At 62.1% G+C, this 26,369-nt stretch carries 21 protein-coding genes and 1 tRNA gene; 13 read left to right on the forward strand and 9 right to left on the reverse strand.

Annotation, left to right across the window (positions count from 1 at the left end; genetic code table 11):
* Positions 1-117: 117 nt before the first annotated feature.
* Together ACR9ZN_RS10670 and ACR9ZN_RS10675 are read left to right on the forward strand one after the other, a co-directional pair.
* Positions 118-858 carry an SDR family NAD(P)-dependent oxidoreductase gene (locus ACR9ZN_RS10670; RefSeq protein WP_454813955.1) on the forward strand — a complete coding sequence of 247 codons (741 nt, stop codon included), beginning with the start codon at positions 118-120 and terminating at the stop codon, positions 856-858.
* A 173-nt stretch (positions 859-1,031) separates the two neighbouring features.
* Positions 1,032-1,667 (forward strand): macro domain-containing protein, encoded by a 636-nt coding sequence (locus tag ACR9ZN_RS10675; RefSeq protein ID WP_481272188.1) that lies wholly within the window; start codon positions 1,032-1,034, stop codon positions 1,665-1,667.
* A gap of 10 nt (positions 1,668-1,677) precedes the next feature.
* On the opposite strand, the gene der is transcribed toward ACR9ZN_RS10675, so the two are convergent.
* The 3 genes from der to ACR9ZN_RS10690 form a co-directional block, all read right to left on the reverse strand.
* A complete protein-coding gene (gene der / locus ACR9ZN_RS10680) occupies positions 1,678-3,084 on the reverse strand; it encodes a ribosome biogenesis GTPase Der (RefSeq protein WP_481272189.1) in 1,407 nt (468 codons plus the stop codon).
* Between the two features lie 2 nt (positions 3,085-3,086).
* On the reverse strand, positions 3,087-3,746 hold the full coding sequence (locus tag ACR9ZN_RS10685) for a tetratricopeptide repeat protein (protein WP_454813957.1): 660 nt from the start codon (positions 3,744-3,746) through the stop codon (positions 3,087-3,089).
* Positions 3,747-4,026: 280 nt separating this feature from the next.
* Positions 4,027-4,902, reverse strand: coding sequence for a DUF2167 domain-containing protein (locus tag ACR9ZN_RS10690; protein ID WP_481272190.1), 876 nt, complete (start codon positions 4,900-4,902; stop codon positions 4,027-4,029).
* Positions 4,903-5,081: 179 nt separating this feature from the next.
* Between ACR9ZN_RS10690 and ACR9ZN_RS10695 the strand changes: the two genes are divergently transcribed.
* Positions 5,082-6,560, forward strand: a complete 1,479-nt coding sequence (locus tag ACR9ZN_RS10695; protein ID WP_434956446.1) for an AMP nucleosidase — start codon at positions 5,082-5,084, stop codon at positions 6,558-6,560.
* A gap of 55 nt (positions 6,561-6,615) precedes the next feature.
* On the opposite strand, the gene panB is transcribed toward ACR9ZN_RS10695, so the two are convergent.
* Positions 6,616-7,437, reverse strand: a complete 822-nt coding sequence (gene panB / locus ACR9ZN_RS10700; protein ID WP_454813959.1) for a 3-methyl-2-oxobutanoate hydroxymethyltransferase — start codon at positions 7,435-7,437, stop codon at positions 6,616-6,618.
* A gap of 587 nt (positions 7,438-8,024) precedes the next feature.
* Between panB and ACR9ZN_RS10705 the strand changes: the two genes are divergently transcribed.
* Positions 8,025-9,452, forward strand: a complete 1,428-nt coding sequence (locus tag ACR9ZN_RS10705) for a hypothetical protein (protein ID WP_481272191.1) — start codon at positions 8,025-8,027, stop codon at positions 9,450-9,452.
* A gap of 122 nt (positions 9,453-9,574) precedes the next feature.
* On the opposite strand, the gene ACR9ZN_RS10710 is transcribed toward ACR9ZN_RS10705, so the two are convergent.
* Entirely contained in the window at positions 9,575-10,939 is a 1,365-nt protein-coding gene (locus ACR9ZN_RS10710) for an Nramp family divalent metal transporter (protein ID WP_481272192.1), read from the reverse strand.
* Positions 10,940-11,164: 225 nt separating this feature from the next.
* On the opposite strand from ACR9ZN_RS10710, the gene mntR reads away from it, so the two are divergent.
* From mntR to ACR9ZN_RS10725, 3 genes are all read left to right on the forward strand, one after another.
* On the forward strand, positions 11,165-11,620 hold the full coding sequence (mntR, locus tag ACR9ZN_RS10715; RefSeq protein ID WP_434956450.1) for a manganese-binding transcriptional regulator MntR: 456 nt from the start codon (positions 11,165-11,167) through the stop codon (positions 11,618-11,620).
* A gap of 4 nt (positions 11,621-11,624) precedes the next feature.
* The gene (gene hyi, locus ACR9ZN_RS10720) at positions 11,625-12,401 is read left to right on the forward strand and encodes a hydroxypyruvate isomerase (protein WP_454813961.1); all 777 of its coding nucleotides are present in this window, start codon (positions 11,625-11,627) and stop codon (positions 12,399-12,401) included.
* Between the two features lie 161 nt (positions 12,402-12,562).
* Complete coding sequence (locus ACR9ZN_RS10725; protein ID WP_481272193.1) at positions 12,563-15,421, forward strand: phosphoenolpyruvate carboxylase; 2,859 nt, start codon at positions 12,563-12,565, stop codon at positions 15,419-15,421.
* Positions 15,422-15,517: 96 nt separating this feature from the next.
* Here ACR9ZN_RS10725 and ACR9ZN_RS10730 read toward each other — a convergent pair whose 3' ends face one another.
* From ACR9ZN_RS10730 to ACR9ZN_RS10740, 3 genes are all read right to left on the reverse strand, one after another.
* Positions 15,518-15,721: a heavy-metal-associated domain-containing protein gene (locus tag ACR9ZN_RS10730; RefSeq protein ID WP_481272194.1), complete on the reverse strand. Its 204-nt coding sequence runs from the start codon at positions 15,719-15,721 to the stop codon at positions 15,518-15,520.
* A gap of 89 nt (positions 15,722-15,810) precedes the next feature.
* A complete protein-coding gene (locus tag ACR9ZN_RS10735) occupies positions 15,811-16,656 on the reverse strand; it encodes a protein-L-isoaspartate O-methyltransferase family protein (protein ID WP_481272195.1) in 846 nt (281 codons plus the stop codon).
* 280 nt (positions 16,657-16,936) lie between these two features.
* Positions 16,937-17,012: transfer RNA gene (locus ACR9ZN_RS10740), tRNA-Lys, on the reverse strand.
* Between the two features lie 213 nt (positions 17,013-17,225).
* On the opposite strand from ACR9ZN_RS10740, the gene gnd reads away from it, so the two are divergent.
* The 5 genes from gnd (at position 17,226) to sseA (ending at position 22,883) form a co-directional block, all read left to right on the forward strand.
* Positions 17,226-18,218 carry a phosphogluconate dehydrogenase (NAD(+)-dependent, decarboxylating) gene (gene gnd, locus ACR9ZN_RS10745; RefSeq protein ID WP_434956456.1) on the forward strand — a complete coding sequence of 331 codons (993 nt, stop codon included), beginning with the start codon at positions 17,226-17,228 and terminating at the stop codon, positions 18,216-18,218.
* Positions 18,219-18,221: 3 nt separating this feature from the next.
* Entirely contained in the window at positions 18,222-19,742 is a 1,521-nt protein-coding gene (gene zwf, locus ACR9ZN_RS10750) for a glucose-6-phosphate dehydrogenase (RefSeq protein ID WP_454813965.1), read from the forward strand.
* On the forward strand, positions 19,739-20,464 hold the full coding sequence (pgl, locus tag ACR9ZN_RS10755) for a 6-phosphogluconolactonase (RefSeq protein ID WP_454813966.1): 726 nt from the start codon (positions 19,739-19,741) through the stop codon (positions 20,462-20,464). Before zwf ends, pgl begins: the two co-directional genes overlap by 4 nt.
* A 427-nt stretch (positions 20,465-20,891) precedes the next feature.
* Positions 20,892-22,028 (forward strand): tetratricopeptide repeat protein, encoded by a 1,137-nt coding sequence (locus tag ACR9ZN_RS10760; protein ID WP_481272196.1) that lies wholly within the window; start codon positions 20,892-20,894, stop codon positions 22,026-22,028.
* Positions 22,029-22,037: 9 nt separating this feature from the next.
* The gene (gene sseA / locus ACR9ZN_RS10765) at positions 22,038-22,883 is read left to right on the forward strand and encodes a 3-mercaptopyruvate sulfurtransferase (RefSeq protein ID WP_481272197.1); all 846 of its coding nucleotides are present in this window, start codon (positions 22,038-22,040) and stop codon (positions 22,881-22,883) included.
* A 104-nt stretch (positions 22,884-22,987) separates the two neighbouring features.
* Here sseA and ACR9ZN_RS10770 read toward each other — a convergent pair whose 3' ends face one another.
* Positions 22,988-24,139 carry a septal ring lytic transglycosylase RlpA family protein gene (locus ACR9ZN_RS10770; protein WP_481272198.1) on the reverse strand — a complete coding sequence of 384 codons (1,152 nt, stop codon included), beginning with the start codon at positions 24,137-24,139 and terminating at the stop codon, positions 22,988-22,990.
* A gap of 796 nt (positions 24,140-24,935) precedes the next feature.
* On the opposite strand from ACR9ZN_RS10770, the gene ACR9ZN_RS10775 reads away from it, so the two are divergent.
* On the forward strand, positions 24,936-26,321 hold the full coding sequence (locus ACR9ZN_RS10775) for an efflux transporter outer membrane subunit (RefSeq protein WP_481272199.1): 1,386 nt from the start codon (positions 24,936-24,938) through the stop codon (positions 26,319-26,321).
* Positions 26,322-26,369: the final 48 nt, after the last annotated feature.

Consider the following 26,369-nt stretch of genomic DNA (forward strand, 5'->3'; position numbering starts at 1 on the left):
CCGGTGTCGAGCGCGTTTTGGCGAAAGCGCACTCCGGCTCCGGCTTGTTTTGACACGTCTTTGCGGGTCCTGGTGATTCCGTCTGATCGCAAGACGCCTTATTTCGTGAGTTTTCCGATGTCTGATCTTCTCAAAGGCCGCCTGGCGCTCGTCACCGGCGCATCGCGCGGCATCGGCCGTGCCACCGCCCTGGCGCTGGCCGAGGCGGGTGCCCATGTCATCGCCGTGGCCCGTACCGTTGGCGCGCTTGAGGATCTAGACGACGAAATCCGCGAGAAGGGTGGAGCGGCGACCCTTGTTCCTCTCGACATCAAGGATGGCGACGGCATCGACCGGCTCGGCTACACGCTGTTCGAGCGTTATGGCAAGCTCGACATCCTGATCGGCAATGCCGGCGCGCTCGGCGCGATCTCCCCCCTCGGCCATCTCGAGCCCAAGGACTGGGACAGTGTTTTTGCGGTGAACGTCACCGCCAATTGGCGCCTGATCCGATCCTTCGACCCCTTGTTACGCAAATCCGATGCCGGCCGAGCCGTCTTCATCACCTCGGGGGCTGCCTGGAAGTCGACCGCCTATTGGGGGCTTTATGCTGCCACGAAGGCGGCGCTCAACTCCATGGTGGCGACTTACGCGGCCGAAACGGTAAATTCGCCGATCCGGGCCAACCTGTTCTCTCCCGGTCCCGTCCGCACCCATATGCGTGCGGCGGCCATGCCCGGCGAGGATGCCGATACCCTGCCCCACCCATCCAGCATAGCGCCGTCCATCCTGAAACTCGCGAGCCCCGACCTGACGGAAACCGGCAAGGTCTACGAGGTGCGGGAAGGACGATTCCTGAGCTTCAGGGCGCCAGAATAATTCTGGCGCTATAGTTGCGTTTGTATAAAAAGGTGCGATCTAGGTAGCGTTTCAGCCTCTTGGCTGACATTCTGCTTGCTGGCAAATGCTTCGTTTTCAAGATGTCAGCCAGTAGGCTGATACCCCAAATCTCCTTTGTCTAAAAAACGCTACTGTAGTGCTAGGGTGAATTCATGCGCATTACCTTGGTAGCCAGGGAAGATTCACTCGCCAAGGCTTGGGCTGCTGCATTCGAAGATGTGGATGCCGTGGAGGTCCATCAGGGATCGATCTTTGACGTCGAGTGCGTCGCCATTGTCAGCCCCGCAAACAGCTTCGGCTTCATGGATGGCGGTATCGACCTGATGTACTCCCGCCATTTCGGCTGGCAGGTTCAGGACCAGCTACGACGAGCGATTTTCCAACGGCATCATGGCGAATTACTCGTTGGGCAAGCGGAGATCGTTGAGACCAGCGCTCCGGCCCCTGCTTTCCTGATCGCAGCACCAACCATGCGAGTACCCATGGTCCTCGGCAAAGATTCCATCAATCCCTACTTAGCGACCCGCGCTGTTCTTCTGCTGGCTCAGCATGGCCATTTTCCAATGGGGCCGCTCGCAGGAGCTCCATTGTCGACACATTTGAAAACAATTGCCTTTCCTGGGATGGGAACAGGCGTTGGTCGAGTTCCAGTTGAGATCTGCGCTCGACAGATGCGAGTGGCCTATGATGAGGTCATGAGCGAGAAACGTTCGATGCCCGGAAGCTGGGCGGAGGCGAGCGAAAGACATCAGCTACTCTATACCGACCAGCTCGTTCGCCTCCAATAAATTGCCCGGCCTATTTCTTCCGGTCGAACGGGTTCTTCGGTGAACGCAGGCTGAGCCGGATCGGCACGCCGGGCATGTCGAAGGTCTCGCGCAGGCCATTGACCAGATAACGCTTGAAGCTGTCCGGCAGAGCGTCGAGCTGGTTGCCGAAGAGAGCGAAGTGCGGCGGGCGCGTCTTCACCTGCGTCATATAACGGATCTTGATGCGACGCCCCGACACGGCCGGCGGCGGATGATGTTCAAGTACGCCTCCGAGCCAACGATTCAGGCGCGCCGTCGGTACGCGACGGTTCCAGGTGGCGAAGGCCCGGAAAGCGGCATCCATCAGGCGGTCCAGGCCTTGTTCCGACAGGCTGGACAAGGTCACCACCGGCGCGCCACGCAGCTGAGGCAGCAGGCGCTCGAACATTTCACGGGCACTGGCCAGCGCCTTGTGACGATCCTCGACCAGGTCCCACTTGTTGAGACCGATGACTATAGCCCTGCCCTCGCGTTCCACGAGATCGGCAATCTGCAGATCCTGCTTTTCGAAAGGCGTAGCGCTGTCGAGCAGCAGCACCACCACCTCGGCGAAACGCACGGCGCGCAGGCCATCCGAAACGGAAAGCTTTTCGAGCTTATCCTCGATTCGGGCTTTCTTGCGCATGCCGGCAGTGTCGAACAGCTTGATGCGCTTGTCGCGCCAGGTCCAGTCCACCGAGATGGTGTCGCGAGTGATGCCGGCCTCGGGGCCGGTAAGCATGCGATCCTGGCCGATCAGGGCGTTGACCAGCGTCGACTTGCCGGCATTCGGCCGGCCGATGATGGCCACGCGCAGCGGACGGATCACGCCCGCGCCGAGATCGATTGCCTCCTCCTCGCCTTCCTCGCCGCTGACGACGGCGTCGGTTTCGGCGACATCTTCCTCGGGTTCATAGCCGGTGGCCGGCGCGATCGCGACGATCGCTTCGGCAAGATCCGCCATGCCCTCGCCATGCTCGGCCGAGATCGGCACGGGATCGCCAAGCCCGAGGGAATAGGCTTCATAGGCGCCCTGGAATCCGGTGCGGCTCTCGGTCTTGTTGGCGACCGGAATCACAGGCTTGCCCGAGCGCCGCGCCACTTCGGCGAAATGTTCGTCGGCGGGGGTGACACCGATGCGGGCGTCGAACATGAAGAGGATCAGGTCACACTCGGCGATTGCCGCTTCCGTCTGCGCACGCATGCGCCCGGCAAGCGAAGCGTTGTCGGCGACCTCGAGGCCGGCGGTATCGATCACTTTGAAAGTGAGGTTGCCGAGCCTGGCGTCACCCTCGCGCCGGTCGCGCGTCACGCCCGGGCGATCGTCGACGATGGCGAGCTTGCGGCCGACCAGACGGTTGAACAATGTCGACTTGCCGACATTGGGCCTGCCGACGATGGCGATTGAAACGGCCATGGTCAGGCCTTGGCAGGCTGGTCGGAGGCGATGAGCTGCAACATCAGTTCGGCTCGCTGACGCAGCGCCTGCGGCACATCCTTGTCGGTGATCACGGCCTGATACCATTTGGAGGCATTGGCGAGATCCTTGGCCTTCCAGGCCGCAAGGCCGAGCACTTCACGCGCCGAATGCCGCCAGGGCTCGTTTGCAGCAGTCAGCGGCTCGATCTTGCCGGCGAGATCCGCATAGGAGGCGGTATCGACCAGGAGATAGCCGCCGCGCACCTTGGCAAGGCTCTGCAGCACCGGGCCGAGCGAAGAGTCGGCAGCCAGCGCGTCATAGGCCTTGATGCCATCCTCGACCTTGTCGCTGGCGGTCTCCGCCGCCAGACGGAAACGAGCAAGGGTCTGATAGCCGGCGCTTCCGTCCTTCACCAGGGTGCTGAGGGCGGCTGCGGCTTCCTTGGTCTTGCCGCTCTGGGCCAGGGAGATCGCCTGCTGGAAACGGGCTCCGGTCGCTTCCGCCTGCTGCTTTTGGTAATGCTGGTAGGCGACGTAACCCGATACGCCCACGACCACGGCAAGAGCGGCGCCGAGCACGTAGTTGCCATATTTCGACCAGAGCTTCTGCGCCTTTTCGCGGCGCATGTCCTCGCTGACTTCCTGGAAAATATCGGTCATAGACCCGGCTCGTATCCTCTAGAGCAAAGCGCGTCGTGGCAAAAACGCCTTTTGCCCTGAACTCTTTGGTTGGATGCGTCTTTGCGATTCGAGGAGATTCCATCAAATCGCAAAACGCTGTGGTTCGCGCTGGCGCGAGATGTGATTTCGGCGTAGAGGAGCAACCCCCTGCCGTCAAGCAAACAGCGCTCTTAGCCGACCAAACCGAGATTAAATCTCGGTATTCCGGGGCCTATCAAGCTCAATGATCCTAATCATCGCGCATGACCGGCCCCGGTGGCTATTGTCGCCGCAGCGCTCTCAGCCCGCTGCCGGCGAGAATGGTCAGTACCAGGAGCGCCGCCAGGAGCCACAGCCAGTTCGCCTTGAGATAGGCAAGAACCTTGGCCCAGAGGTCGGGAGAAACAGCGGTTATCAGGTTCGCGAGCGGTCGCGTTTCAACCTGCCCCTTAACCGGGTCCTGGTAACGATTGCCAGCGGAAAACTGCACACTGGCGAGGATCGACTGTGCGATCGGCACATAAGAGGGCACCTCGGCGGCCGGCGAAACCAGCGTCAGCTCGAAATAACCTTCATTGCCGAGCACGTAACCATGAATATTAGCCGTGCCTTCATCCGCTTCGCCGCCTTTTTCCGGGCTGATCGCACCCCAGATCAGCGTATGCTGCATCTCGTCATATCGCGGCTTGACCAGCCAATCCCGGACCTCGATCTGAGGCTCACCGCGTTTCTGGCGGGCTGCATTGCCTTCTTCCGTGGCTGTCTTGAGGCTCGCCAGCAGATCGTCGGCGTTCCAGCCACGGGCGTCGGCATCGTCGAAGCGCGCACCGGAGCGATAATCGATGAAGACGACCCAATTCTGTTCGCTGGTCGGCACCAGCATGCCAAGAAGTTTGGGATCGACGGGATAGCCCGAAGCGGAGGCCCAGGCACCTGCCTCGGGCTGGCGCACGAAACCGGTGCCTTGCGGGAGCTTCAGCGTCGCCCGGTTATCCAGATTTGCCACGGAAGGGCCTGACAGCAGCACTTTCTGCATCGCCTCGACCGCCTGCTGCAAGACCTGTGCCTTGCGAAGCCCTTCAGCCTCCTGCGCCACGCCGTAGCCGGGCAGCAGGAAGGCCAGAGCGGCGATAGCGAGCAGATATCTGGCAAACATGGGCAGTCTCCGTTCGACGATGACGCCCTATAGCGCCAAATTCTTTGCAGTCCATGCCTTTACGATCCATGTCACGGCCGGAAATTTCATCGGCGATGCCTTGCGATGTCGTTGCGATGTCACTTGGGCTGAATTAGAAGATTGAAAAGGGAGAGCCGCATTGCGGCTTCGAAATTGGAATGACCACTAAGCCCCGCCGCTTCGACAATGCGAGAGCGGCCGTAGCGGCGATCACGCAGCTTTATGACGCGAACACCACACGCCTGCGGGAAGCCTTCACGGCTTTTACCCGAGGCAAGGATTTTGATCACCGCATTCGCGCCTTTTACCCCTATGTCAGCGTCGATACCCAGAGCCTTCCCACACTCGATGCACGCACGCCGTTCGGATTCGTGGCCGATACCGGCGCCTATGCGACGACGCTGACGCGACCGGACATCTTCAGCCGCTATCTGGAGGAGCAGATCGCGCTCCTGCTGCGCAATACCGGTGTCGATGTCGAGGTCGGCGAGAGTTCCACGCCCATCCCGATCCATTTTGCGCTGGGCGAGGACTTTCACGCCGAAAGCGGCCTCGACTATGGGCGCCTTGCCCTGCTGCCGCAGATATTCGATGTGCCCGATCTCACCATCATGGACGATCGGATCGCCAACGGCATCGACGTACGCTCGCCAGACGGTGCCAAGCCGCTGGCACTATTCACGGCGCCGCGCATCGATCTCTCACTGATGCGCCTGAAGCACTATACGGGCACCTCGGCCCGACATTTCCAGAATTTCGTGATCTTCACCAATTACCAATTCTACATCGATGAGTTCGTGCGGTTGGCCCAGGCCATTCTGGCCAAAGGCGAAGGCGGTTCGCTCGGTTCGGGCTACACCGCCTTCGTCGAACCGGGCAATGTCGTCACCGAACTCGGGGAAGAAAACCAGCAACTCGACGTCACGGGCCACCATCCGCCACGACTGCCGCAAATGCCGGCCTATCATCTCAAGCGCGCCGACGATTCCGGCATCACCATGATCAATATCGGGGTTGGGCCGTCCAACGCCAAGAACATCTCCGACCATGTCGCGGTGCTCAGGCCGCATGCCTGGCTGATGCTTGGCCATTGCGCGGGCCTGCGCAATTCACAGATGCTGGGCGATTATGTGCTCGCCCATGCCTATCTGCGCCAGGATCAGGTGCTGGACGCGGATTTGCCACGCGAAGTGCCCGTGCCTGCTCTCGCCGAGATCCAGATCGCGATCGAGCGCGCTGTCGGAAGGGTCACGGGTTTGACCGGTTATGACCTCAAGCGGGTCATGCGGACGGGAACGGTTGCCACAGTCGACGACCGCAACTGGGAGCTGCGTCCCTCGACAGTGCAGAATCTGCCCTTCATCCAGAGCCGGGCCATCGCTCTCGACATGGAATCGAGCACCATCGCGGCCAATGGCTTCCGGTTTCGCGTGCCTTACGGCACGCTTCTATGTGTTTCCGACAAGCCGCTGCACGGCCAGCTGAAATTGCCTGGCATGGCGGATTCCTTCTACCGCGAGCGGGTCTCCCAGCACCTGGCCGTCGGCCTGGAGACCATGGCGCTGCTGCGTGAGACGGATAAGCGTCAATTGCATTCCCGCAAGCTGCGCAGCTTCAACGAGGTCGCGTTCCAATGATCGCTTCGTCTGCGCGCTCTTCCGACGAGGAGGGCGCAGACGGGGCCGTCATGCGCTATTTCTTCTTCATGCCATAGGTATGCTCGGCCGCCGGGAAGCTGCGGTCGCGCACGGCATCAGCATAGCCCTGCACGGCTTCGCGGATCTGATCGCCCAGCGAGCCGAAGCGCTTGACGAATTTCGGAACGCGGTCCGATAGCCCCAGCATGTCCTCGAGCACCAGTACCTGTCCATCGCAGGTCGGGGAAGCCCCGATGCCGATGGTCGGGATCGGGATACTGGCGGAGATCTTGGCGGCGAGCGGCTCGGCGATCGCTTCGAGCACCACCGCAAAGGCGCCCGCGTCGGCGACCAGTTGGGCATCCCGCTCGATCGGGGCCCAGTCCGCCTCTTCGCGGCCCTGCGTCTTGAAGGAGCCGAGGGCCATGATCGATTGCGGGGTCAGTCCGACATGCGCCATCACCGGTACGCCCCGCCCGGTCAGGAAGCGGATGGTCTCGGCCATGCGTTCGCCACCTTCGAGCTTGACGGCGCCGCACCCGGTTTCCTTGATGATGCGCACGGCACTGCGAAAGGCCTGTTCCGGTGTTTCCTCATAGGAGCCGAAGGGCATATCGACCACCACCAGCGCATGCGAGGAGCCGCGCATCACCGCCCTGCCCTGAAGGATCATCATCTCCAGCGTCACCGGCAGCGTGGTTTCCATGCCATGCATCACCATGCCCAAACTGTCGCCGACCAGGATGCAGTCGACATAAGGATCGATGATCCGTGTCGTGTGCGTATGGTAGGAGGTCAGCATGACGATCGGCTCTCCTCCCTTCCGCAGGCGAATCTGTGGAGCGGTGACGCGTTGTGACTGATTTTGAACGGACACGAATATTCCTCCTGGGTGTCTGAGGGGACGATGCTGCGGCTCGCCGGCTTGTGTAACTCGCAGGTTGGAAGACCGCGTCGACTCCCTGACAAAACAAGCGCACAAAACAAAAGCGATTGTCTGAAACTACGCAGATGCAGCATCGCCTGGAGTAAAGCGCGTTTAGACGCAAACGCCTGTTTGCTCCAACTCTTTGGTTCAATGCGTCTTTGCAATTCCTGGCGATTTCACCAAATTGCAAAACGCTTTAGCCAAAGGGCGACATAGCAATTGTCCAAAAGCGCCCGCGCGTAAAGCGGCGGAGAAAAATATTCCAACGCCTGTCCGTGCCCTGTTGTCGCAGCGCAGCATGGCGGTATCTTTCAGCAACCCCGGGCGTATCGGCTGGTACCGCATTGCGGCGTCTTAACCATATTCGTGAACTTTTCAGGGCACTCCATCGCCTCGGGCTGCATCTTCGTTAACAAATGGTTAAAGAATTTGTTTGCGCAGGCACTCTCCCGGAAGCTATCCTTGCCGCTCTCGCGGCTGGATGGCCTTTTTTCACTTCACAGTGGGTGCCCGTGTAGCGTTTGGGTGGGAACGATATGGCTGAACCCCTGAAGAAAGACGAGGCTCTCGCGGCCGCTGTGCGCGAAGCATTTCAGCGCCATATGGAAAATGCGCGCTTGGCTGCCGATGCTTTGAAAGAAAAGCAGGCCGCGGCCACGGCGCAGCGTGCTGCCCCGATACCTGGCCGCGATCCACGGCTGACCGTGCCAACGCCGGCCAATGAGGCGGGCGCGGCCGAGGCAAGCATAGTTGCCGAGCCGACCGAAGCCAGACAGACCGAAGCCAGGAAGACCGAGGCTAGGCAGACGGAAGTCAGGCCGGCTGAAGTAAAATTGGCTTCCCCTTCCCTCGATCGCCTGGTGGCGCTGGCGTCACCGCCGAAGGAGCCTGTGCCGCGCCTTGCCGAGGTGCCTCTTCCCGAAGCCGAAGCAAAACCTGCACCGGCGCCCGAGCCTTCTCCTTCTCCTGCTGTCCCGCCAGCGGCTCCCGCGCCGGTAATGGACGAAAGCACAGACGATAACGGATTCGATTTCGGCGAAGCGCTTTTCATCGAAATTGCGCCCGAAGCGGAGAAGAAGGAGCAGGCCGAAGCGCCGAAGATGCCGCGCGCGGCGTCCCTGGACACGCCTCCTCCCGAGCGGCCGAATCCCGAGACCGACGAGGCCTTCGAGTTCCGTGGTCCGCCTTCGCGCGAAAGGCCGCGCATGTCGACGGTGAGCGTCACGGCCGGCCCGCCTCAGGATCTGGACCAGCGGAACATGGGTGGCGCATCCGCGGTACATGCCGCCGCCCCAGCCTCTCTTGCGCCTGCGGTCAAGGAAGAAAACCTGGTGGCGCCCTCACCGGCGCGGAAAACCACGCGCTTTGGTGTCAATCCGGCGGCCAATGCCAATGAGACTCGCCTTTCTCGACTGAGTTGGCCAAAGATCAAGGTTCCACCCGCCCTGATAGCTTCTGTGCTGCTGGCCGCGGGTATCGCCGCAGTCGGTGCTTACTTCTGGGCCAATCCGGACAAGCTGCAGTCCCTGGGCAATCTGGTCGCGCCGCCGGCCTCGGCTCCGTCGGAGACGAAAGTTGCCGCGGCGCCAGCCCCGGCTTCGACGCCGGCACCGAGCGCCCCCTCGCCGGCTTCGGTGCCCGCTCCCGCATTGCCCGGCGCGACGCGCAGCGTCAGTACCATCGCCATTACCGTGGATGAGGTCGACCAGGCCGTGCAGTCGGCGCGTGAATTGCTGGCCAGCGGCGACGTGGTTGGTGCCAGGGAAGCTCTTGAGTCCTATCGAAGCGGTACCGATCCGCGGGCATTGTTCGCCTTGGCCGAGACGTATGACCCCGCGATCGTCAAGGATCCCTCGCAGGCGAATGCGGCCCAGGCGAAAGCTTTTTACGAGGCTGCAGCGAAAGCTGGCTCCCAGGACTCGGCCGAGCGCCTCGCTCGCCTCGCCCTGGTTCATGCGAATTGATCTGCTGCTCCAAAAAAGCCTGGCACGTGTCGGCGCAAACAATTACAGCGCCGAGCCCGATTTCGATATCGGGTCCAACGCTGTGGATGCAACTGTACCAATCCTAGTGCCGTGCGCCGAGCTCAAGTGCCCGTGAAGGTGTCGACCAGCAGCTTGATGTCCAGCACCAGGATCACGCCGGCGATCACCCACGACAAGGTCGTCAGCCAGACCGGTGTGACGAAGACGCCCATCTTGCGCTTGTCCGAGACGAAGCGAACCAGCGGGATGATCGCGAAGGGCAATTGCATCGACAAGACAACCTGGCTGAGCACCAGCAGCTTGTTGGTGCCCTGATTGCCGTAGAGAGCGGTGACGGCAACCACCGGTACAATGGCGATGCCGCGCGTGATCAGCCGGCGCGCCCAATCGGGAATGCGCAGGTGGAGAAAGCCCTCCATCACGATCTGGCCGGCGAGCGTCGCGGTTACCGTCGAATTGACACCGGATGCCAGCAAGGCGACGGCCAACAGCGTAGAGGCGATGCCGACGCCGAGCATCGGCGACAGCAATTGATAGGCCTGCTCGATCTCCTCGACATCCGTCCTACCGTTCTGATGGAACACGGTTGCAGCCGTGATCAGGATGGCCGCATTCACGAACAGGGCCAGCATCAGGGCAATTGTGCTGTCGGTCACTGCCCAGCGAATGGCTGAGCGCTTGCCCTCCTCCGTGCGCTCATAGGCGCGGGTCTGCACGATCGAGGAATGCAGATAGAGATTATGCGGCATCACCGTGGCACCGATAATGCCGATGGCGATGTAGAGAGCTTCGGGATTGGTGACGACCTTGGCCTGCGGCAGGAACCCGCCGAGGATATCGTGGATCGCCGGGGCCGCGAGGATGATCTGGATGACGAAACAGCCGAAGATCACGACCAGCAGCGCGATCACGAAGGCTTCCAACGTCCGGAAGCCGCGCTGCATCAGCATGAGCACCAGGAACACGTCGACGGCCGTGATGATGGCGCCGTAAACCAGGGGAATGCCGAACAGCAGGTTGAGAGCGATGGCCGTGCCGATGACCTCAGCCAGATCGCAGGCGATGATCGCCAGCTCGCAGGCGAGCCAGAGCATGAGATTCACCGGCCGGGAATAGTGATCGCGGCAGGCCTGGGCGAGGTCGCGCCCGGTGACGATGCCGAGTCGCGCCGCCAGGGCCTGCAGCACGATGGCCATCAGATTCGACAGCAGGATCACGCTCAGGAGCGTGTAGCCGAATTTCGAACCACCGGCGATGTCGGTCGCCCAATTGCCTGGGTCCATGTAGCCGACGGACACCATGTAACCCGGGCCGAGAAAGGCCAGAAAGCGACGAAACCACAAACCCGTCTTCGGCACGGGAACGCTGGCGTTCATCGCACCAAGACTCGGCCGCCTTTCTTCCCCGGGAACCACGCGCCACGCGCCGTTGTCGGCCGGGGCCGTTCCCGTAGCATCCGCACTCATGCCCTTCTCCACCACGAAATTCCATTCTGCATCGCTTCCATGAATATAGCATATGCTATACTCTGAAGATCGGTCAATAGATAAACGCCAAGGCTGTATTTCATCGCCGGCATTGATAAGGCCACGCGGATCGGGCATACCCGCATTTGCAATGCCGCAAACCCGGTCCGCGCCGATTGTTCGATGCTCTGGGATGCATAGAGGAATCAGCTTAGGAGAGCCGGCATGAAACGTTCCGCTGCGCTTTCACCCCCCGAGCCGGGCCTGGTCGACGCCGTCGTGCATGTCGAGAGTTTTAGGCAGGCACGCGAGGCACGCCGCCTCGAACTGATCGAGGACTATGTCGAGCTGATCGCCGACCTGATCAGCGATGGCGGCGAAGCAAGACAGGTTGATATCGCCGCTCGCCTGGGCGTGGCCCAGCCGACCGTCGCCAAAATGCTGAAACGGTTGGCGGACGAAGGTTTCGTGGCTCAGCGCCCCTATCGCGGCGTCTTCCTCACCGAGGCTGGCCAGGCGCTGGCCGAGGCCAGCCGCGAGCGCCATCATATCGTCGAGGCTTTCCTGCTGGCCCTGGGTATCGATGCCGATACCGCCCGGCGCGATGCCGAGGGGATCGAGCACCACGTCAGCAAGGCTACGCTCGACGCCTTTTCGCGTTTCGTCAAAGCCAAGAGCTGAACAAATGCCGCGTTTTGCCGCCAATATCTCGATGCTGTTCAGCGAACTCGATTTCTATGATCGCTTCGAAGCGGCTGCACGGGCAGGTTTTACCGGCGTGGAGTTCCCGTTTCCCTATGATTTCGATAGGCATGAGTTGCGTCGGAGGCTTGACGATAGCGGCCTCGCGCTGGTGCTGCACAATCTGCCGCCTGGACGCTGGGAAGACGGCGAACGAGGGCTAGCCTGCCTGCCGGACCGCAAGGCGGAGTTTCGCGAGAGCGTTGCCCTCGCTCTGGATCACGCCACGATGCTTGGCTGTGCCCAAGTGAACTGCCTGTCGGGCATCCCGCCAAAGGGAGCCGATCCGGAACTCATCCATGAAACGTTGCTGGACAGTCTGCGCTTCGCCGCCGACGAGGCCAGGCATGCGGGCGTCCGCCTGTTGATCGAGGCGATCAACACGATCGATATGCCGGGCTTCTATCTCAACCGGTCACGCCAGGCCCTGGCCATCATCGAGGAGGTCGGTTCGGACAACCTCTATTTCCAATATGATATCTATCATATGCAGGTGATGGAGGGGGATCTGGCCCGCACTATCGAAAGCCAGCTTCCTCGCATTGCCCATATGCAACTGGCCGACAATCCCGGGCGGCACGAGCCGGGAACAGGCGAGATCAATTATCCCTTCCTGTTCGAACATATCGACCGGATCGGCTATCGGGGATGGATCGGTGCCGAATACCGGCCGCTGCACGGGACGGTCGAGGGATTGAGCTGGCTGCCGACGCACGCCTGAATGTCGTCTTACCCGGGCAATCGCGACGCAATCGGCATGGGCTCGCCACTGCCGTTGATCGTTTCTTTCATTTTTGCTGTGCTGTCGGCACGATTTTTGCTCGTTTCGAACGCACGGGTGGTTTATGGGACCGCCTGAAAACCTGTCGACCGAGAACCCAGATGGATGCACCTTTGCCGGAGCCTGGACCTGACGACCGTATCGTCGAGCTCGAACGTTTCTGCCGCGACAAGCTCGATAGCGCCCGCGCCAAACTGGTTGACGAGCCTCGTTACAATCCGGTGGCCCAACTGGCCTTCGAGTTGTCTCGCGAGCTCGAAGCCGGGCGGCTGACGCGGGAGGATTTCGAGGCCCTCGCCTTGCGGCTGAGCCAGGAGACCTTCGCTGCGCGCGCGCAAACCTTGCGGGATTATGTCGGCCCGCTCGACATGGCAGGCAACCGCGAGAGCCTACGGCGCGTTACCGAACATTTGCTCGCAAACGGCCGCCGCGGTGTTTCGAGCGCCTCCCCGCTGGCACGCACCCAGCTTGGTATTGTCTTCACCGGGCATCCGACGTTCCTGCTTTCCAGTGCCAATCGGGCACGCCTGGCGCGAATGGCATGCGATGGCGAGGCGGCGCTGCCGGATATACTGATGGCGCCGGACAACCCGATCACCTTGCAGGTCGAGCATGGTGCCGCGATGGTCGCCCTGGATGCCGCCAAGACGGCGATTGGCACGTTTGCCCGCATCGCCGCCGAGGTCCTGCGTGAGCGGCGTTCGCCCGAATGGCGTTCGGTTACGGTGGGCTATGCCGGCCTCGGCACGTGGATCGGCTACGATCTCGATGGCCGTACCGATATCCAGTGGATTGATTCCTTCCGTTTCCGCCTCGCCGAAAAGCAGCACCAGATCGATCGTTATCTCAGCGAGGTCCTTCGCATTGCCGCCCAGGTTAGTCCGGATTCGCAGACCGCGCAGCGTCTCGAAGAGCTGACTGCGCGGATCGAGCGAACGCGTGCCTGGAACGCTGGCATTCTGGCAGCTTTCAACCAGACGCCGCTCGATCGTCCCGCACTCAGGCATGCGGCCGATCTCCTCACCGCGCGCCATCCGGATGCGGCCACGAGCGTGCGCCCCTATATCGCGTTGATCGACATCGCGATCGCCGACTCACCGCCCGAGATCGCGCTCGACCTCGTCGCTCTGCGCAGCGAAATGCTGACCCTCGGCTTCGGCGTCGGCGAAGTACATATGCGCATCAATGCCACGCAATTGCACAATGCGATGCGCCAGCATCTCGACATCGATTCGGAGGAGAACATCACCTCCCGTTCGATGCTGGAACGCCTGGCTACATTCATTCGCGAGGCCCAGCCGGTCTCCGTCAATTTCGGTTCGCTCGATATCGAGCAGAAGACCGCCCTGCGCCAATTCGTGCTGGCGGCGCAGATCCTCAAGCATGTCGACCGGGATTCGACTATCCGCCTGCTTATCGCCGAATGCGAAGCACCGGCGACGGTGATGGCCGCAGTCTATTTCGCCCGCCTGTTCGGCGTCGAGGACAAGCTCGATGTTTCGCCCTTGTTCGAGACCCCGACGGCGCTGGAAGGCGCGTCGCGCTTCTTCGATGTGCTGTTCGGCATCGAGGAATATCGACAGGCTGTGCGCCAACGCGGCCGGCTTGCGATCCAGACCGGCTTTTCGGATTCGGGCCGCTTCATGGGCCAGATCACCGCGGCCCTCGCGATCGAGCGCTTGCATGGGCAATTGGCCAGGGCCTGCGAACGCCATCGGCTGACGGATGTCGAGGTTCTGATCTTCGACACCCACGGCGAGTCGGCAGGGCGTGGCGCCCATCAGGGCAATTTCGAGGACCGCGCCTTCTACGTGCTGAGTCCTTGGGCGCGCCGCGAATTCGAGAGCCGGGGCATTGCCCTCAAGCACGAGGTCAGCTTCCAGGGCGGCGACGGCTTCATCTATTTCGAAACACCCGAACTTGCCCTTGCCTCGCTGACTCGCATGCTGGAGGCGGAAGTGGCTTGGCGGGAGCAGCCGGCCAGCGACGATCCCTTCTATTCAAACACGACCTTCTCCTTCGATTTCTTCCGCCGGCTTGCCTCTTTTCATAGCAAGTTGCTCGATGATCATGCATATCACCGGGCGCTGGGCTCCTTTGCCCAGGGCCTGCTGAACGATACCGGCTCGCGCAAGTCACGGCGCCAGTTCGACGTGTCAGGCGGCGAGGTGCATCAGGTCCGCCGCATCCGCGCCATTCCCCACAATGCCATCCTGCAGCAACTCGGCCATCCTGCCACGGTGATCGCGGGGTTCGGTACGGCGTTGCGAGGTGACGAGGATCGCTTCATCGACACCTTCGCCAAATCGGACCGGCTGCGCCGTTTGACCTCGCACGTGGTGCATATGAAGCGGCGCTCCAGCATCAAGGCGCTCGCGGCATTCTCGACCTTGTTCGACCGCTCCTTCTGGTCGACGCGTCCCTATGCCGGCGCCGAACCGCATCTGGCCGAGCCCTGCCTGTTCATTACCCAATTGCTGGAAGAGGATGATCGGGCCGCTTCGCTCAATGAGTTGGCGGTGAAGCTGCGGCTCGATGCCATCTCGCTTCATCGCCTGCTCGACCTCGCGGGACAGGATCTGGGCAAGTCGATCTCCGAAAACCGGGAGAGGCTCGACATGCTGCAGGCGGTGCGGCTGGCCCTGCTCCAGCATATCCTGCTGATGGCGGCCCGGGTGCCGAAATTCTCCACGCGCAACGATGTCTCGCGTGAAGACATCATGGAGTTGATCTTCAGCCTGCGCATTCCCGAGGCGGTGACGCTGCTGCGCGACGCCTATCCGGTGAATGGGCTGACCATGGAGGGGTATAGCCTCGCCGAGCCCTTTACCTATCCCGGCGATTCACCCTCGAACTATGCGGCGCTGACGCGCAATCTCATCGATCCGATCGACAGAACCTATCGGACGATTCTTGCCATCGGCGCCGCCATTGCCCTTGAGTTCGGGGCTCACGGTTAAATTGCGGAACAAATACGATTCAGTTGGATCGCATTTTCTAGCGTATGGATAAAGGGGCCGGCCATTCCTGGCCGGCCCCTTCTCTGCCCCTGGCAATCAGGCTGGCAACTTCTCGTTCTCGTACCCGGCTTCGACGATCGCTGCGCGCAATCTTCCTTCGTCGGCGGCACTCGCCACCTTGACGGTCTGCGAACCGATGTCGATTTCGACGGCTGCGCCGGGGTCGACGGCCTTCAGCGCGCCCGTGATCGTCTTGGCGCAGTGGCCGCAGCTCATTTCCGGTACTTTCAATGTGATCATGCGAGGTCTCCAATCGATGAAGACCTTGTAGGGCTTCCCATCATTGTAAGGTCAAGCACCTTTTTGGAGCTGACATTCGCCTCGGGCGATCAGGCGTCGAGAGCGGCCGACGAGAACCAAAGATCGGGATAAATGGCGATTGCGCTCTCATCCGGCGCCTTGACCGAGATCGGCCAAAGCGAGCGCACGGCCAAGGCCTCACGAGTAGACCTCGGCGCACGAATCGTGTGGATCTCGCGCGATGCGCCGACGCAGGGAATGAACCAGGACGGCATCAGCGCCTTGACGGCAAAGCCGGCGGCTTCCGCATCCACCCTCAGAGCAAGGCCGATTTCCTCGTGCGGACGCCAGGGGAAGATCAAGCGTCCCTCGGGCTGCAACGCGGCAAGCCAGGCAAGCGGCGGTGCGACCACGCCTGCGTTGACATAGATCAGGTCCGAGGGAGGCACGGCAACACGTGTGGCATCGGCTCGAACGACGCTGACGCCATCGAACGGCCTGAGGTTGCGCCTTGCCTGTTCGGCGAGATCTTCCTCGATCTCGAAGGCTGTCACGCGGCCATTGGGCAAGGTCAGCACCGACAGCATGGCCGTATAATATCCCAGACCCGCCCCGATATGGCTGACCTTATCCCCTGCTTTGGGCGCCACCGCCCCTAGCCATGCCGCATGCAAAGCCGGTTCGCCCGTGTTGATCTGTTTGTCCGCCTTCAGAGCAATCAGTCGATTCTGGTATAGGTGGATCGGATCGGCACTCGGCGTTTCGACATAGTTTCCATGGCTGGCTACCAGCCAGGGGCCGGGCGGCAGGAAGGCTTCGCGTGGCACGAGTTCGAAAGCCCTCTCGATGCGCGGGTCACCCGATCCGCTCTCCTTCAGCATCGATCTGGCAAAATCGCGGCGTGCCTGTCCTAGCGCCGCCTTCTCATCGGTCATGCTCTGTCCGCCTGCACCATTGCCTGCCGGCGAATCTAGCATTCTTTGAACAGGCCGGCTCGGCCCAGGGCGCACGCATGCTGAAGATCCGGCGAAACGCGCCTAAACACAGGAAAGTGTCGGTGTGTTACTCATCGGCAGTGCAAAAGAGCCGCACTTGCAGGCGCAACAGGACTGGCTACGGCCACGCCTGACCACGTGATACATGAGCAACAATGCCTACCGTTGACACAGGCTCTCAGCGAAGCAGGCCGCCGACAGGATTTTCAGGGAATTGAAATGGTGAGCTCGGTGGGATTCGAACCCACGACCCCATGATTAAAAGTCACGTGCTCTACCGACTGAGCTACGAGCTCTCACCAAGCGGGACATTGTCCCGCAATTGCGGTGTCTCTAAGCGTCATGAGCGGATGGGTCAAGCTGCCATTGTCGCGTGCCATGCAAAAATGGCGCGTCATCCCCTCGTCATGCTCATGAAGTGATGAATACATGCGCTTGCGAGAGCTGAAAACGGTGCTAAGCACGTAACGGACGATAAGCTGCCGGGGGCGGCAAAAGGAGATCAGCCAATGCAATTGGGAATCATCGGCCTGGGCCGCATGGGCGGCAACATCGCCCGCCGTCTGATGAAGAACGGCCACACCACCGTCGTCTATGATCGCGCTCCGCCGGCGGTTCAGGCTTTGGTGGCCGATGGCTCGGTCGCCGCCACCGACCTTGCCGACCTCGTTTCGAAGCTGACGACGCCACGCGCCGTCTGGGTAATGCTGCCGGCGGGTGCCATCACCCAGGGCACCATCGACCAGCTCTCGCGCCTGCTGTCTCCCGGTGATGTGATCATCGACGGCGGCAACACCAATTGGAAGGACGACGTCCGTCGCGGCAAGGAACTGGCGGCCAAGGGGCTCGATTACGTCGATGTCGGCACCTCCGGCGGCGTCTGGGGACTGGAGCGCGGCTACTGCATGATGATCGGCGGCAAGACCGAAACGATCACGCGTCTTGATCCGATCTTTGCCACGCTGGCGCCTGGCATCGGCAATGTTCCCCGTACGCCCGGCCGCGACAAGCACGATCCGCGGGCGGAGCAAGGCTATATCCATGCCGGCCCCTGCGGCGCCGGGCATTTCGTCAAGATGATCCACAACGGCATCGAATATGGCCTGATGCAGGCTTATGCGGAAGGTTTCGACATCCTGCGTTCGGCTGCCAATGAAGGCCGGGCAGAGGGCGAGACGTTCGACTTCAACATGGCCGATATCGCCGAAGTCTGGCGCCGCGGCAGCGTCGTCACCTCCTGGCTGCTGGACCTGACGGCAACCGCCCTCGCTGCCGACGAGGAGTTGAGTGAATATTCCGGCTTCGTGGAGGATTCGGGCGAAGGACGCTGGACGATCGAGGCCGCCATCGACCAGGCGGTGCCCGCCGAAGTGCTCACCGCTGCTCTCTACACCCGTTTCCGCTCCCGTCAGGAGCACACCTATGCGGAGAAGATCCTCTCCGCCATGCGTAAGGGGTTCGGCGGTCACGTCGAGCCGAAGAATCCCGCGTCCAAGGCTTGAGTTATGAATGCCCACCACATCAACAAGGGCGGCGCTGCCGGCCCTTGCTGCTTCGTCGTCTTCGGTGCCAATGGCGACCTGACCAAGCGCCTGCTCGTCCCTGCCCTCTATAATCTTGCGGCCACCGGCCTGCTGCCGGAGAATTTCGCCATCGTCGGCGTGGTGCGCCGTCCGATGGAGGATGATGCCTTCCGCCAGACCCTGATTGACGGGCTCAAGCAGTTCGCCACGCGGCCCGTCGATCAGGCGGTCTCCGACAGATTGTTTGCCTGCGTTTCCAGCGTGGTCGCCCAGGTCGAAAATCCCGACAGTTTCCGGGATCTGGCCCGGCACCTGGAGAAGGTCGAGAGCGGACGCAACACCGGCGGCAATCGCCTGTTCTATCTGGCGACGCCGCCGTCGGGCTTTGCCCCGATCACCCGGCTCCTCCAGGAGGTCGGCCTCAGCCAGGAAGTGGAAGGCGGTCCCTGGCGGCGCGTCATCGTCGAAAAGCCTTTCGGCACCGATCTTGCCTCGGCCCAGGCCCTCAACCGCCAGCTCCTGAGCGTGCTGAGCGAGGACCAGATCTACCGGATGGATCATTATCTGGGCAAGGAGACGGTCCAGAACATCATGATCCTGCGCTTTGCCAACGGCCTGTTCGAGCCGATCTGGAACCGCGACCATATCGACCATGTCCAGATCAGCGTGGCGGAAACCGTCACGGTCGAGCGCCGTGGCGCCTTCTACGACGCGACAGGCGCCTTGCGCGACATGGTGCCCAACCATCTGTGCCAGTTGCTGTCACTGATTGCCATGGAACCCCCTGCCCGCTATTCGGCCAATTCCGTGCGTTCGGAGAAGGCCGAGGCCCTGGCGGCCATCACGCAATACACGCCCGAACAGGCGATCTTGAACTCGGTGCGGGCCCAATATGGTCCCGGCATCATCAAGGACACGCCGATCACCGCGTACCGCGCCTCGCAGGACGTCAATCCCAAGAGCGTCACGCCGACTTACACCGCCATCAAGTTCGCCATCGACAATTGGCGCTGGGCCGGCGTGCCCTTCTATCTGCGCACCGGCAAGGCCCTCGCCAAGCGCAAGACGGAAGTGGCGATCCGCTTCAAGGACGCGCCGATCGCCATGTTTCGCGATACGGCGCTGTCCGGCATGGGGCCGAACACTCTGGTGCTCGATATCCAGCCGGAAGAAGGCATCACGTTGCATTTCAACGCCAAGGTGCCGGGACCCAAGATCGACCTTGCGGGTGTCGGCATGGACTTCAAATACAAGGACTATTTCGAGGCGGCTGCGAGCACCGGCTACGAAACGCTGATCTATGACTGCATGATCGGTGATGCCATGCTGTTCCAGCGCGCCGACGGGGTCGAGGCAGGCTGGGCCGCGGTGCAGCCCTTCCTCGATGCCTGGGCCAATGCCGGCGATCGGGGGCTTGCCAACTATGCCGCCGGTTCCGAAGGCCCGGCTGCCGCCGAGGTCATGCTTGCCCGTGACGGGCGCGGCTGGCGGCCTATCGCATGAGCAGCGAGCGCATCATCGATATCTCGGCCGATGCCGACGCCTTGGCCGACCGTGCAGCCGACTGGTTCGTCGCCGAATTGGTGGGGCGGCCGGGGCCGATCGCGGTGGCCCTGTCCGGCGGCTCCACGCCCAAGCGCCTTTACGAGCGTCTGGCGCGGGATCCCTGGCGTTCCGCCCTGCCCTTCGAGCGCATTCATTGGTTCTGGGGGGATGAACGTATCGTTGCCGCCGACGATGCCAGGCGCAACACGCTGATGGCAAAGGGAGCTTTGCTCGACCATGTCCCGGCGCCTCAGCAGAACATTCATGAGATCGCCGCAACGCCGGTCTCGCCCGAGGCCGCAGCGCAGGCTTATGAGCAGGCGCTCAAGGCTTATTACGGCGCGGACGTGCTTGATCCGGATCGGCCGCTGTTCGACATCATGCTGCTCGGCGTTGGGTCCGACGGACATACGGCCTCCCTCTTTCCGGGCAAGCCAGCCCTGGCTGTAAGGGATCGCTGGGCTGTTCATTCAGATCCGGGTTTGGATCCCTTCGTGCCGCGGGTAACCCTGACCTTCCCGGCCATCGCCTCGAGCCGGGTCGTTGCCTTCCTTGCCGCCGGGGCGGACAAGCGCGAGACGCTCGCCAAGATCTTCGCCGGCGCCGATCTGCCATCGGCCCATGTCGAGGCTTCGGGCCCGATCCATTGGTTCCTCGACGAAGCGGCCGCACCGGCATGATCGGCCAGCTATTTCGTTTGCGGGACTGACGGCTTGTTTTTTGGGGGAATGATGGCGGGAAGAATGGGCGTGGCCGCGCTGGTGGCCATGCTGGTGACGGGGCGCGCCGGGCAGGCCTCGGCGGAGATGTTTCCAATCTATCGGTTTGACGACTATTGTCTAGATACGATCGGCCGGCCGCCGAAGGTGATGCTAGATAGCCCCGAAATGGTCTCCTGTTTCAACCGGGAGTTCGACGGCCTATGTCGAATTGAACGACATCTGGGTCACGGTTCCGGGGGATATTCAGAGCGCCTGCTATTCGGAGGGCCGAACCAGGGTCGAAACGGGAGCTGGCTCCTATGCCAGGCACCTGGCTTGCACCCAGCGTAAGATCGCCGATAGGTCTCGCCCCAGTACCGGCGTGCCGGCGACCGATTGTGACCGCATGGCTTCGCGCGGGGGCGACCCGCTTTCCCTCGCTCCCGGTCTCAGCATGGCGGACATCGACCACGCCAAGGCAATCCCGGCTTGTGAGCAAGCCCTGGCCGAACACCCCAAGGAAGGGCGCTTTGCCTATATGCTCGGCCGGGCGCAGGAGGGAGCGGAGCAATATGACAAGGCGCGCCAATCCTATCTCAGGGCCGTCGATCTCGGCGAGAAGCGGGCTTTCCTCAATTTGGCCGGCCTCTACGCGGATGGTCGGGGCGTGGAGCCTGATTCCGCAGCGGCAGTTACCTGGTACAGGAAAGGTGCCGATGCTGGCGAGAGCGGCTGCGAGAACAATCTCGCCGGCCTCTATCTGAGAGGGAATGGCGTCGAACAGAGCATTGAGCAGGCTCTGGCCCTCTATCGCAAGGCGTTCGAGCATGGCGATGGAGAGGCCGCCTATAATTTGGGAGTCCTGTACGAACAGGGCAATGGCGTCGAAGTCGATCTCGCCGCTGCCCTCGACTATTATCGCAAGGCTGCTGCCGCCGGCAGCGCCAATGCGCAATACGAACTCGCCCAACGCTACGCCAAGGGTGACGGGGTCGAGAAGAACGCAAGCCTTGCCGTGGCCTGGTACAGCAAGGCTGCAGAACAAGGTCTGGGCTCAGCGCAGATGGATCTCGGCTATGCCTATGACGAGGGGTTGGGCCTGTCCCCCGAGCCAGCCGAGGCGGCCAATTGGTACGCCAAAGCCGCGGACCAGGGCTACGACGCGGCTCGGCACAATTTGGCTTTATTCTATGCCGAGGGCAAAGGTGTGCCCAAGGATCCTGTCAAGGCGGTTTCGCTGTATCGACAGGCGGCCGAGGATGGTTATATCCCCTCGCAGACCAATCTTGCCGTGCAACTTGCAGGTGGCATTGGCGTGCCCAAGGACGAGGCTGAAGCCTTGAAATGGTTCCGGCTGGCTGCCGAGCAGGACGAACCGGTTGCCCAGTTCAATCTCGGCATTTTCTATGAGCACGGGCGTGGCACCCGCGCCAGCAAGAAGGACGCCATTGCCTGGTATCGCAAGGCTGCCGCCCAGGGGCATGAGAATGCCAAGGCGGCTCTCGACCGGCTTACCGGCAAGAAAACCCGCAAGAAGGCATAGGAACACATCATGACCTCTTCTCCTCATCTGGTTTCCACCGCCTGGCTGGCCGCTCACCTTGGCGACGAGAATCTGGCTGTCGTCGATGGGTCGTGGCATCTGCCGGCGGTCAATCGCGACGGTCACGCCGAATATCTGGCTGCCCATATTCCTGGCGCTGTCTTTTTCGACATCGACAAGATCGTCGATGCCAGCAGCGGGTTGCCTCATATGCTGCCGAGCCCCGAAGTTTTCTCAGAGGCTGTCGGTGCGCTCGGCCTCACCGAGAACAAGCATATCGTCGTCTATGACGGTGCCGGCTTGTTCTCGGCCCCGCGCGTCTGGTGGACCTTCCGGATCTTCGGAGCGGCCAAAGTTTCCATCCTCGACGGCGGCTTCCCGCTTTGGCAGGCCGAGAACCGCCCTGTCGAGGGCGGGGCACCGCACCCAGTGCCGGCTCGCTTCACGGCGCGTTTCGACGGTGACCAGGTGAAGAGCGTCGGCCAGGTCCAGGCCGCCCTGATGGATGGCAGTGCAGAAATCATCGATGCCCGGCCGGCTGAGCGCTTCCGCGGCGAGGCGCCGGAGCCTCGGCCGGGCGTGCGCCCGGGACATATGCCGGGCGCCCGTAATCTGCCCTATGCAGCCATTGTCGAGAACGGCCGCCTGGCCTCGCCGGAGACGATCAGGGCCGCGATGAACGCTGCCGGCATCGATACCCAAAAATCGGTGGTGACGAGTTGTGGTTCGGGCGTATCGGCTGCCATTCTGGCTCTGGCCTTCGATACGGTCGGCAAGCCGGTCGAGGGTATCTATGACGGATCCTGGGCCGAATGGGGCGCCCGGCCGGATCTGCCTTTGGCAACGGGCGATTAACGCCTCGCTCTACGTTGGCGGAAATCGCCTCACCTGCACAAAAATAAAGCTCGCACAAAGAGATGTGCGAGCTTTTTGATTTTCTGGCTGATTGGCAATCCGATCTATTGGCCCGCCATCGAAGCCGTGACCGGCGAGGTCGGCACCAGAACCGCAGGTGCGTGGGCCGGTGTCGCGGCAAAGGCTTGTGCCGTCGGTTGTACGGCCATGGCCGGCTCCACCGATGCGTCGGGAGCCTTGGCCTTCGCCAGATTGACCTGTCCGATCGAACCGGTCGGCACCTTGCCCAGAACACCATCCGAGCTGCGCGGACGGGAAGGCGGCAACGGCGTGAACGCCATATTGCTGAGGCCAGCCACCTCTGTCGTGGCGACGGGCGGATCCATCGGCTCGGCCTGGGCGATCATCGGCGGCACCACTACCGGCTTGATCTCGGGGGCCGCGAGCCTGGAAGGCTTGACTTCGGTCGCCGAAGCGACCTGCGTCACGGCTGCGACGGGCAAGATCGGTGTCGTGGTCGGACGCGTCGGCGGCGCCGCGTCGGCAACCATGGTGTTCGAAACGCCAGTCGGCAGCGGCGCCGGTGTGCCATCGGTCCGCAAGGTCGCCATCAGCATCTTGTTGTCAGAGCCGGATTCTGGAGCGCGGCCGACATATTCGACCTTCACCCGCCCGACACCGGCGCCCTTGAATTGCAGCAGGTCGGCGGCACGGCTCGACAGGTCGATCAGGCGGCCATGCACATAGGGGCCGCGATCGTTCACGCGAACGACGATCGAGGTGCCGTTGCTCAGATTGGTGACGCGCGCATAGCTCGGCAGCGGCATGGTCTTGTGCGCGGCCGAAAGACCCGTCATGTCGAAACGCTCGCCCACAGCCGTCTTGCGGCCATTGAAGCCCGGCCCGTACCAGGATGCCAGGCCGACGGCGGTGTATTTGGAATCATGGCCCGCGGGCACATAGCGCTTGCCGCCGATCGCATAGGGCTTTTCAGTGCCGTTCTTGCTGCGGACAGGCGGGGTGACCACACGCGTACCTGCTGGCGGCACGACTGTCGTGCTGGTGGCGGCCGCAACCTGGGTGGTTGCGGGTTTGGGAGCATAGGCTTGATTGGGTGCGGCGCAACTCGCCAAAGCGGCACAGCCAGCGAGAGCGACGGCCGCCTTGACGACGGCTCCCGATACCCGGGAAGGAGATGAAGTGTCGGAAATACGCAACTCGACGCGATTTGGAACAGTCGAGAGGTTTTCCGCCATCTCAGAATCCTTCTTATGGAGCGAAGAGGCGTCGTGGTCTGCGTGCGGCCATGGCGTGTCCAACACGACATGGCGGGGCGCAGTACGAGCGCATCCTGCTGTTTCATTTCGAAGCACGAAGCCGTTCTGCACTTCGTGTCCGGTGGTGGATTTCCCTGGATTTCCGCCATAAAGACGCCCTGACATTGCGCCTGAATTGCGGCAAGGTTTCCAAACCGTAAACAGCCGATAGCGCAAGATCCGACAAATTGAAAGCCCCGCAACAGGCTCCTGCGGCACCAGGACACCCGCCCACTGGTCGCGCCGGCTGCGGAAGGGTTAATATTTCCTGAGCAAAATCAGTAAGAAAAGGGAGATTAACCAGTGCAGCCGAGCGTTGTTCGATTGCCGGCAAAAAAGTTCACTTCACACAACTTTACAGAGCAGAACGACCCCCGCAAACACGGTCCTGCCATAGTCGCCGGGCCAGTTTGGGGCGGGCAGGATCGGGGAAAGGAATCGAGGAATGACGCTCACCAGCAGACAAGTGCTTCCGGACCGCTCGCACAATGCCGTTAACTTGGCTATGTGCTTGGCATGTTGGCGATTCCTGCCTCAGGCAGGTTCTCTCGTCCAAGCCGGCGAATAGGCTTGGACGAGAGAACCTGCAAATGCCTGATATCTTGCAATTTCCTTGTGACCGTGCCCATGGCTCGATCGCAAGGAACTGCTTAGGTTCGCTGGAATGCCCTTTTTTGAAGGCCCCATCGTGAAGCTTTCTCTTCGTCAGATGCGTACTTCAGCAACGGCAGTCGGTATGTTGACCGCGTTTGCGACGATCCTGGCCGGTTGCGCCGATGTTCGCCCGCTCAATCTCGCGATTGCGGTGCCGAGCGCTTACGACCAGGCCTCGAAGGCGAAGCCGGCAGAGCCGGTGCGCACGGATTGGTGGCGTAGCTTCGGATCCCCCGAACTGACGGCGCTGGTCCAGCAGGCGCAGAGGGGCAATCTCGATATCGCGACCGCGATTGCCAATATCGAGCAGGCACAGGCGGGCATCACCATTGCCAGGGCCCCGCTGTTTCCGCAGATCGATGGCGACATCTCGGCCCAGCGCGCCCGCGCCGCCTCGTCGACGGGACGGGTCGGGCGTGGGCGGGCCACCTATGGCCTGTCGGCGAGCGCCAGCTACGAGATCGATTTCTGGGGCAAGAACAGCCAGGCGCTGGCGAGTGCCAGGTCCAGCGAGGCTGCAAGCCGCTTCGATCGCGACACGGTCGAACTGACGGCGATCGCCAATGTGGCGGATGCCTATTTCGCCATCCTCGGCGCCCAGGACAGGCTGCGCATTGCGCGCGATAACGTCGCCAGTGCCACACGAATCATGACGCTGATCAACAATCAGCTCAAGGCCGGGACGGCGACATCTCTTCAGGTCGCCCAGCAGCAGAGCCTGCTCGACCAGCAACGCGCCAGCATCCCGCCGCTGGAACTGTCGGTCGCGCAAAACAAGGCCGCTGTTGCCCTGCTGGTCGGCAGTCCCCCTGCCCTGGTGAGTATCAAGGGCGGCGGGCTGGGACGTTTGCGCGTACCGACCGTCGCGGCAGGGCTCCCCTCGCAATTGTTGACTCGCCGGCCCGACATCGCCGCCGCCGAAGCCACTCTGATTGCTTCCCACCAGGATGCGCTGTCTGCGAGGGCTGCCCAATTCCCCTCGATCTCCCTGACCGGGCAAGGCGGCGTGCAGAGCGCCGCACTCAAGAGCCTGTTCGATCCCGCAGCGGGTTTCTATTCGATCGCTGCGGGCCTGACGCAGCCGATCTTCGATGGCGGTACCTTGCGCGGCAATGTCGAGCGGGCCAATGGCGTGCAGAGCGCCCAAGTGGCTGCCTATCGCAAGACCGTGGTGCAGGCCTTCGTCGACGTCGAGAACGCCTTGGCGGCCGTGCGCCAATATGCCCGCCAGGAGGTGTTGCAGCAGGCCGTGGTGGTGAGTTCGCGCAAGGCCTACACCATCTCGGAGCAGCAATTGCGCGAGGGCACCGTCGATCTGGTGACCGTGCTGCAAACTGAGCAAACTCTCTTCAACGCCCAGGACACGCTGATACAGGTCAAGCTGCTGCGTCTGCAGGCGTTGATCAGCCTGCATCAGGCGTTGGGCGGCGGCTGGACGACGTCCGCCGCGCAAACGCCGCAAAACTAGAAACTGTTATGGGCGATGCGAAACCCGACTCGCGCCCGTTCCCGATTC

Source organism: Labrys sp. HAY1-8F (assembly GCF_056754975.1).

Coding starts and splice junctions, on each gene's coding strand:
- ACR9ZN_RS10670 (WP_454813955.1), top strand. CDS start 118: ATGTCTGATCTTCTCAAAGGCCGCCTGGCGCTCGTCACCGGCGCATCG.
- ACR9ZN_RS10675 (WP_481272188.1), top strand. CDS start 1,032: ATGCGCATTACCTTGGTAGCCAGGGAAGATTCACTCGCCAAGGCTTGG.
- der (WP_481272189.1), bottom strand. CDS start 3,084: ATGGCCGTTTCAATCGCCATCGTCGGCAGGCCCAATGTCGGCAAGTCG.
- ACR9ZN_RS10685 (WP_454813957.1), bottom strand. CDS start 3,746: ATGACCGATATTTTCCAGGAAGTCAGCGAGGACATGCGCCGCGAAAAG.
- ACR9ZN_RS10690 (WP_481272190.1), bottom strand. CDS start 4,902: ATGTTTGCCAGATATCTGCTCGCTATCGCCGCTCTGGCCTTCCTGCTG.
- ACR9ZN_RS10695 (WP_434956446.1), top strand. CDS start 5,082: ATGACCACTAAGCCCCGCCGCTTCGACAATGCGAGAGCGGCCGTAGCG.
- ACR9ZN_RS10705 (WP_481272191.1), top strand. CDS start 8,025: ATGGCTGAACCCCTGAAGAAAGACGAGGCTCTCGCGGCCGCTGTGCGC.
- ACR9ZN_RS10710 (WP_481272192.1), bottom strand. CDS start 10,939: ATGAGTGCGGATGCTACGGGAACGGCCCCGGCCGACAACGGCGCGTGG.
- mntR (WP_434956450.1), top strand. CDS start 11,165: ATGAAACGTTCCGCTGCGCTTTCACCCCCCGAGCCGGGCCTGGTCGAC.
- hyi (WP_454813961.1), top strand. CDS start 11,625: ATGCCGCGTTTTGCCGCCAATATCTCGATGCTGTTCAGCGAACTCGAT.
- ACR9ZN_RS10725 (WP_481272193.1), top strand. CDS start 12,563: ATGGATGCACCTTTGCCGGAGCCTGGACCTGACGACCGTATCGTCGAG.
- ACR9ZN_RS10730 (WP_481272194.1), bottom strand. CDS start 15,721: ATGATCACATTGAAAGTACCGGAAATGAGCTGCGGCCACTGCGCCAAG.
- ACR9ZN_RS10735 (WP_481272195.1), bottom strand. CDS start 16,656: ATGACCGATGAGAAGGCGGCGCTAGGACAGGCACGCCGCGATTTTGCC.
- gnd (WP_434956456.1), top strand. CDS start 17,226: ATGCAATTGGGAATCATCGGCCTGGGCCGCATGGGCGGCAACATCGCC.
- zwf (WP_454813965.1), top strand. CDS start 18,222: ATGAATGCCCACCACATCAACAAGGGCGGCGCTGCCGGCCCTTGCTGC.
- pgl (WP_454813966.1), top strand. CDS start 19,739: ATGAGCAGCGAGCGCATCATCGATATCTCGGCCGATGCCGACGCCTTG.
- ACR9ZN_RS10760 (WP_481272196.1), top strand. CDS start 20,892: ATGGCTTCGCGCGGGGGCGACCCGCTTTCCCTCGCTCCCGGTCTCAGC.
- sseA (WP_481272197.1), top strand. CDS start 22,038: ATGACCTCTTCTCCTCATCTGGTTTCCACCGCCTGGCTGGCCGCTCAC.
- ACR9ZN_RS10770 (WP_481272198.1), bottom strand. CDS start 24,139: ATGGCGGAAAACCTCTCGACTGTTCCAAATCGCGTCGAGTTGCGTATT.
- ACR9ZN_RS10775 (WP_481272199.1), top strand. CDS start 24,936: ATGTTGACCGCGTTTGCGACGATCCTGGCCGGTTGCGCCGATGTTCGC.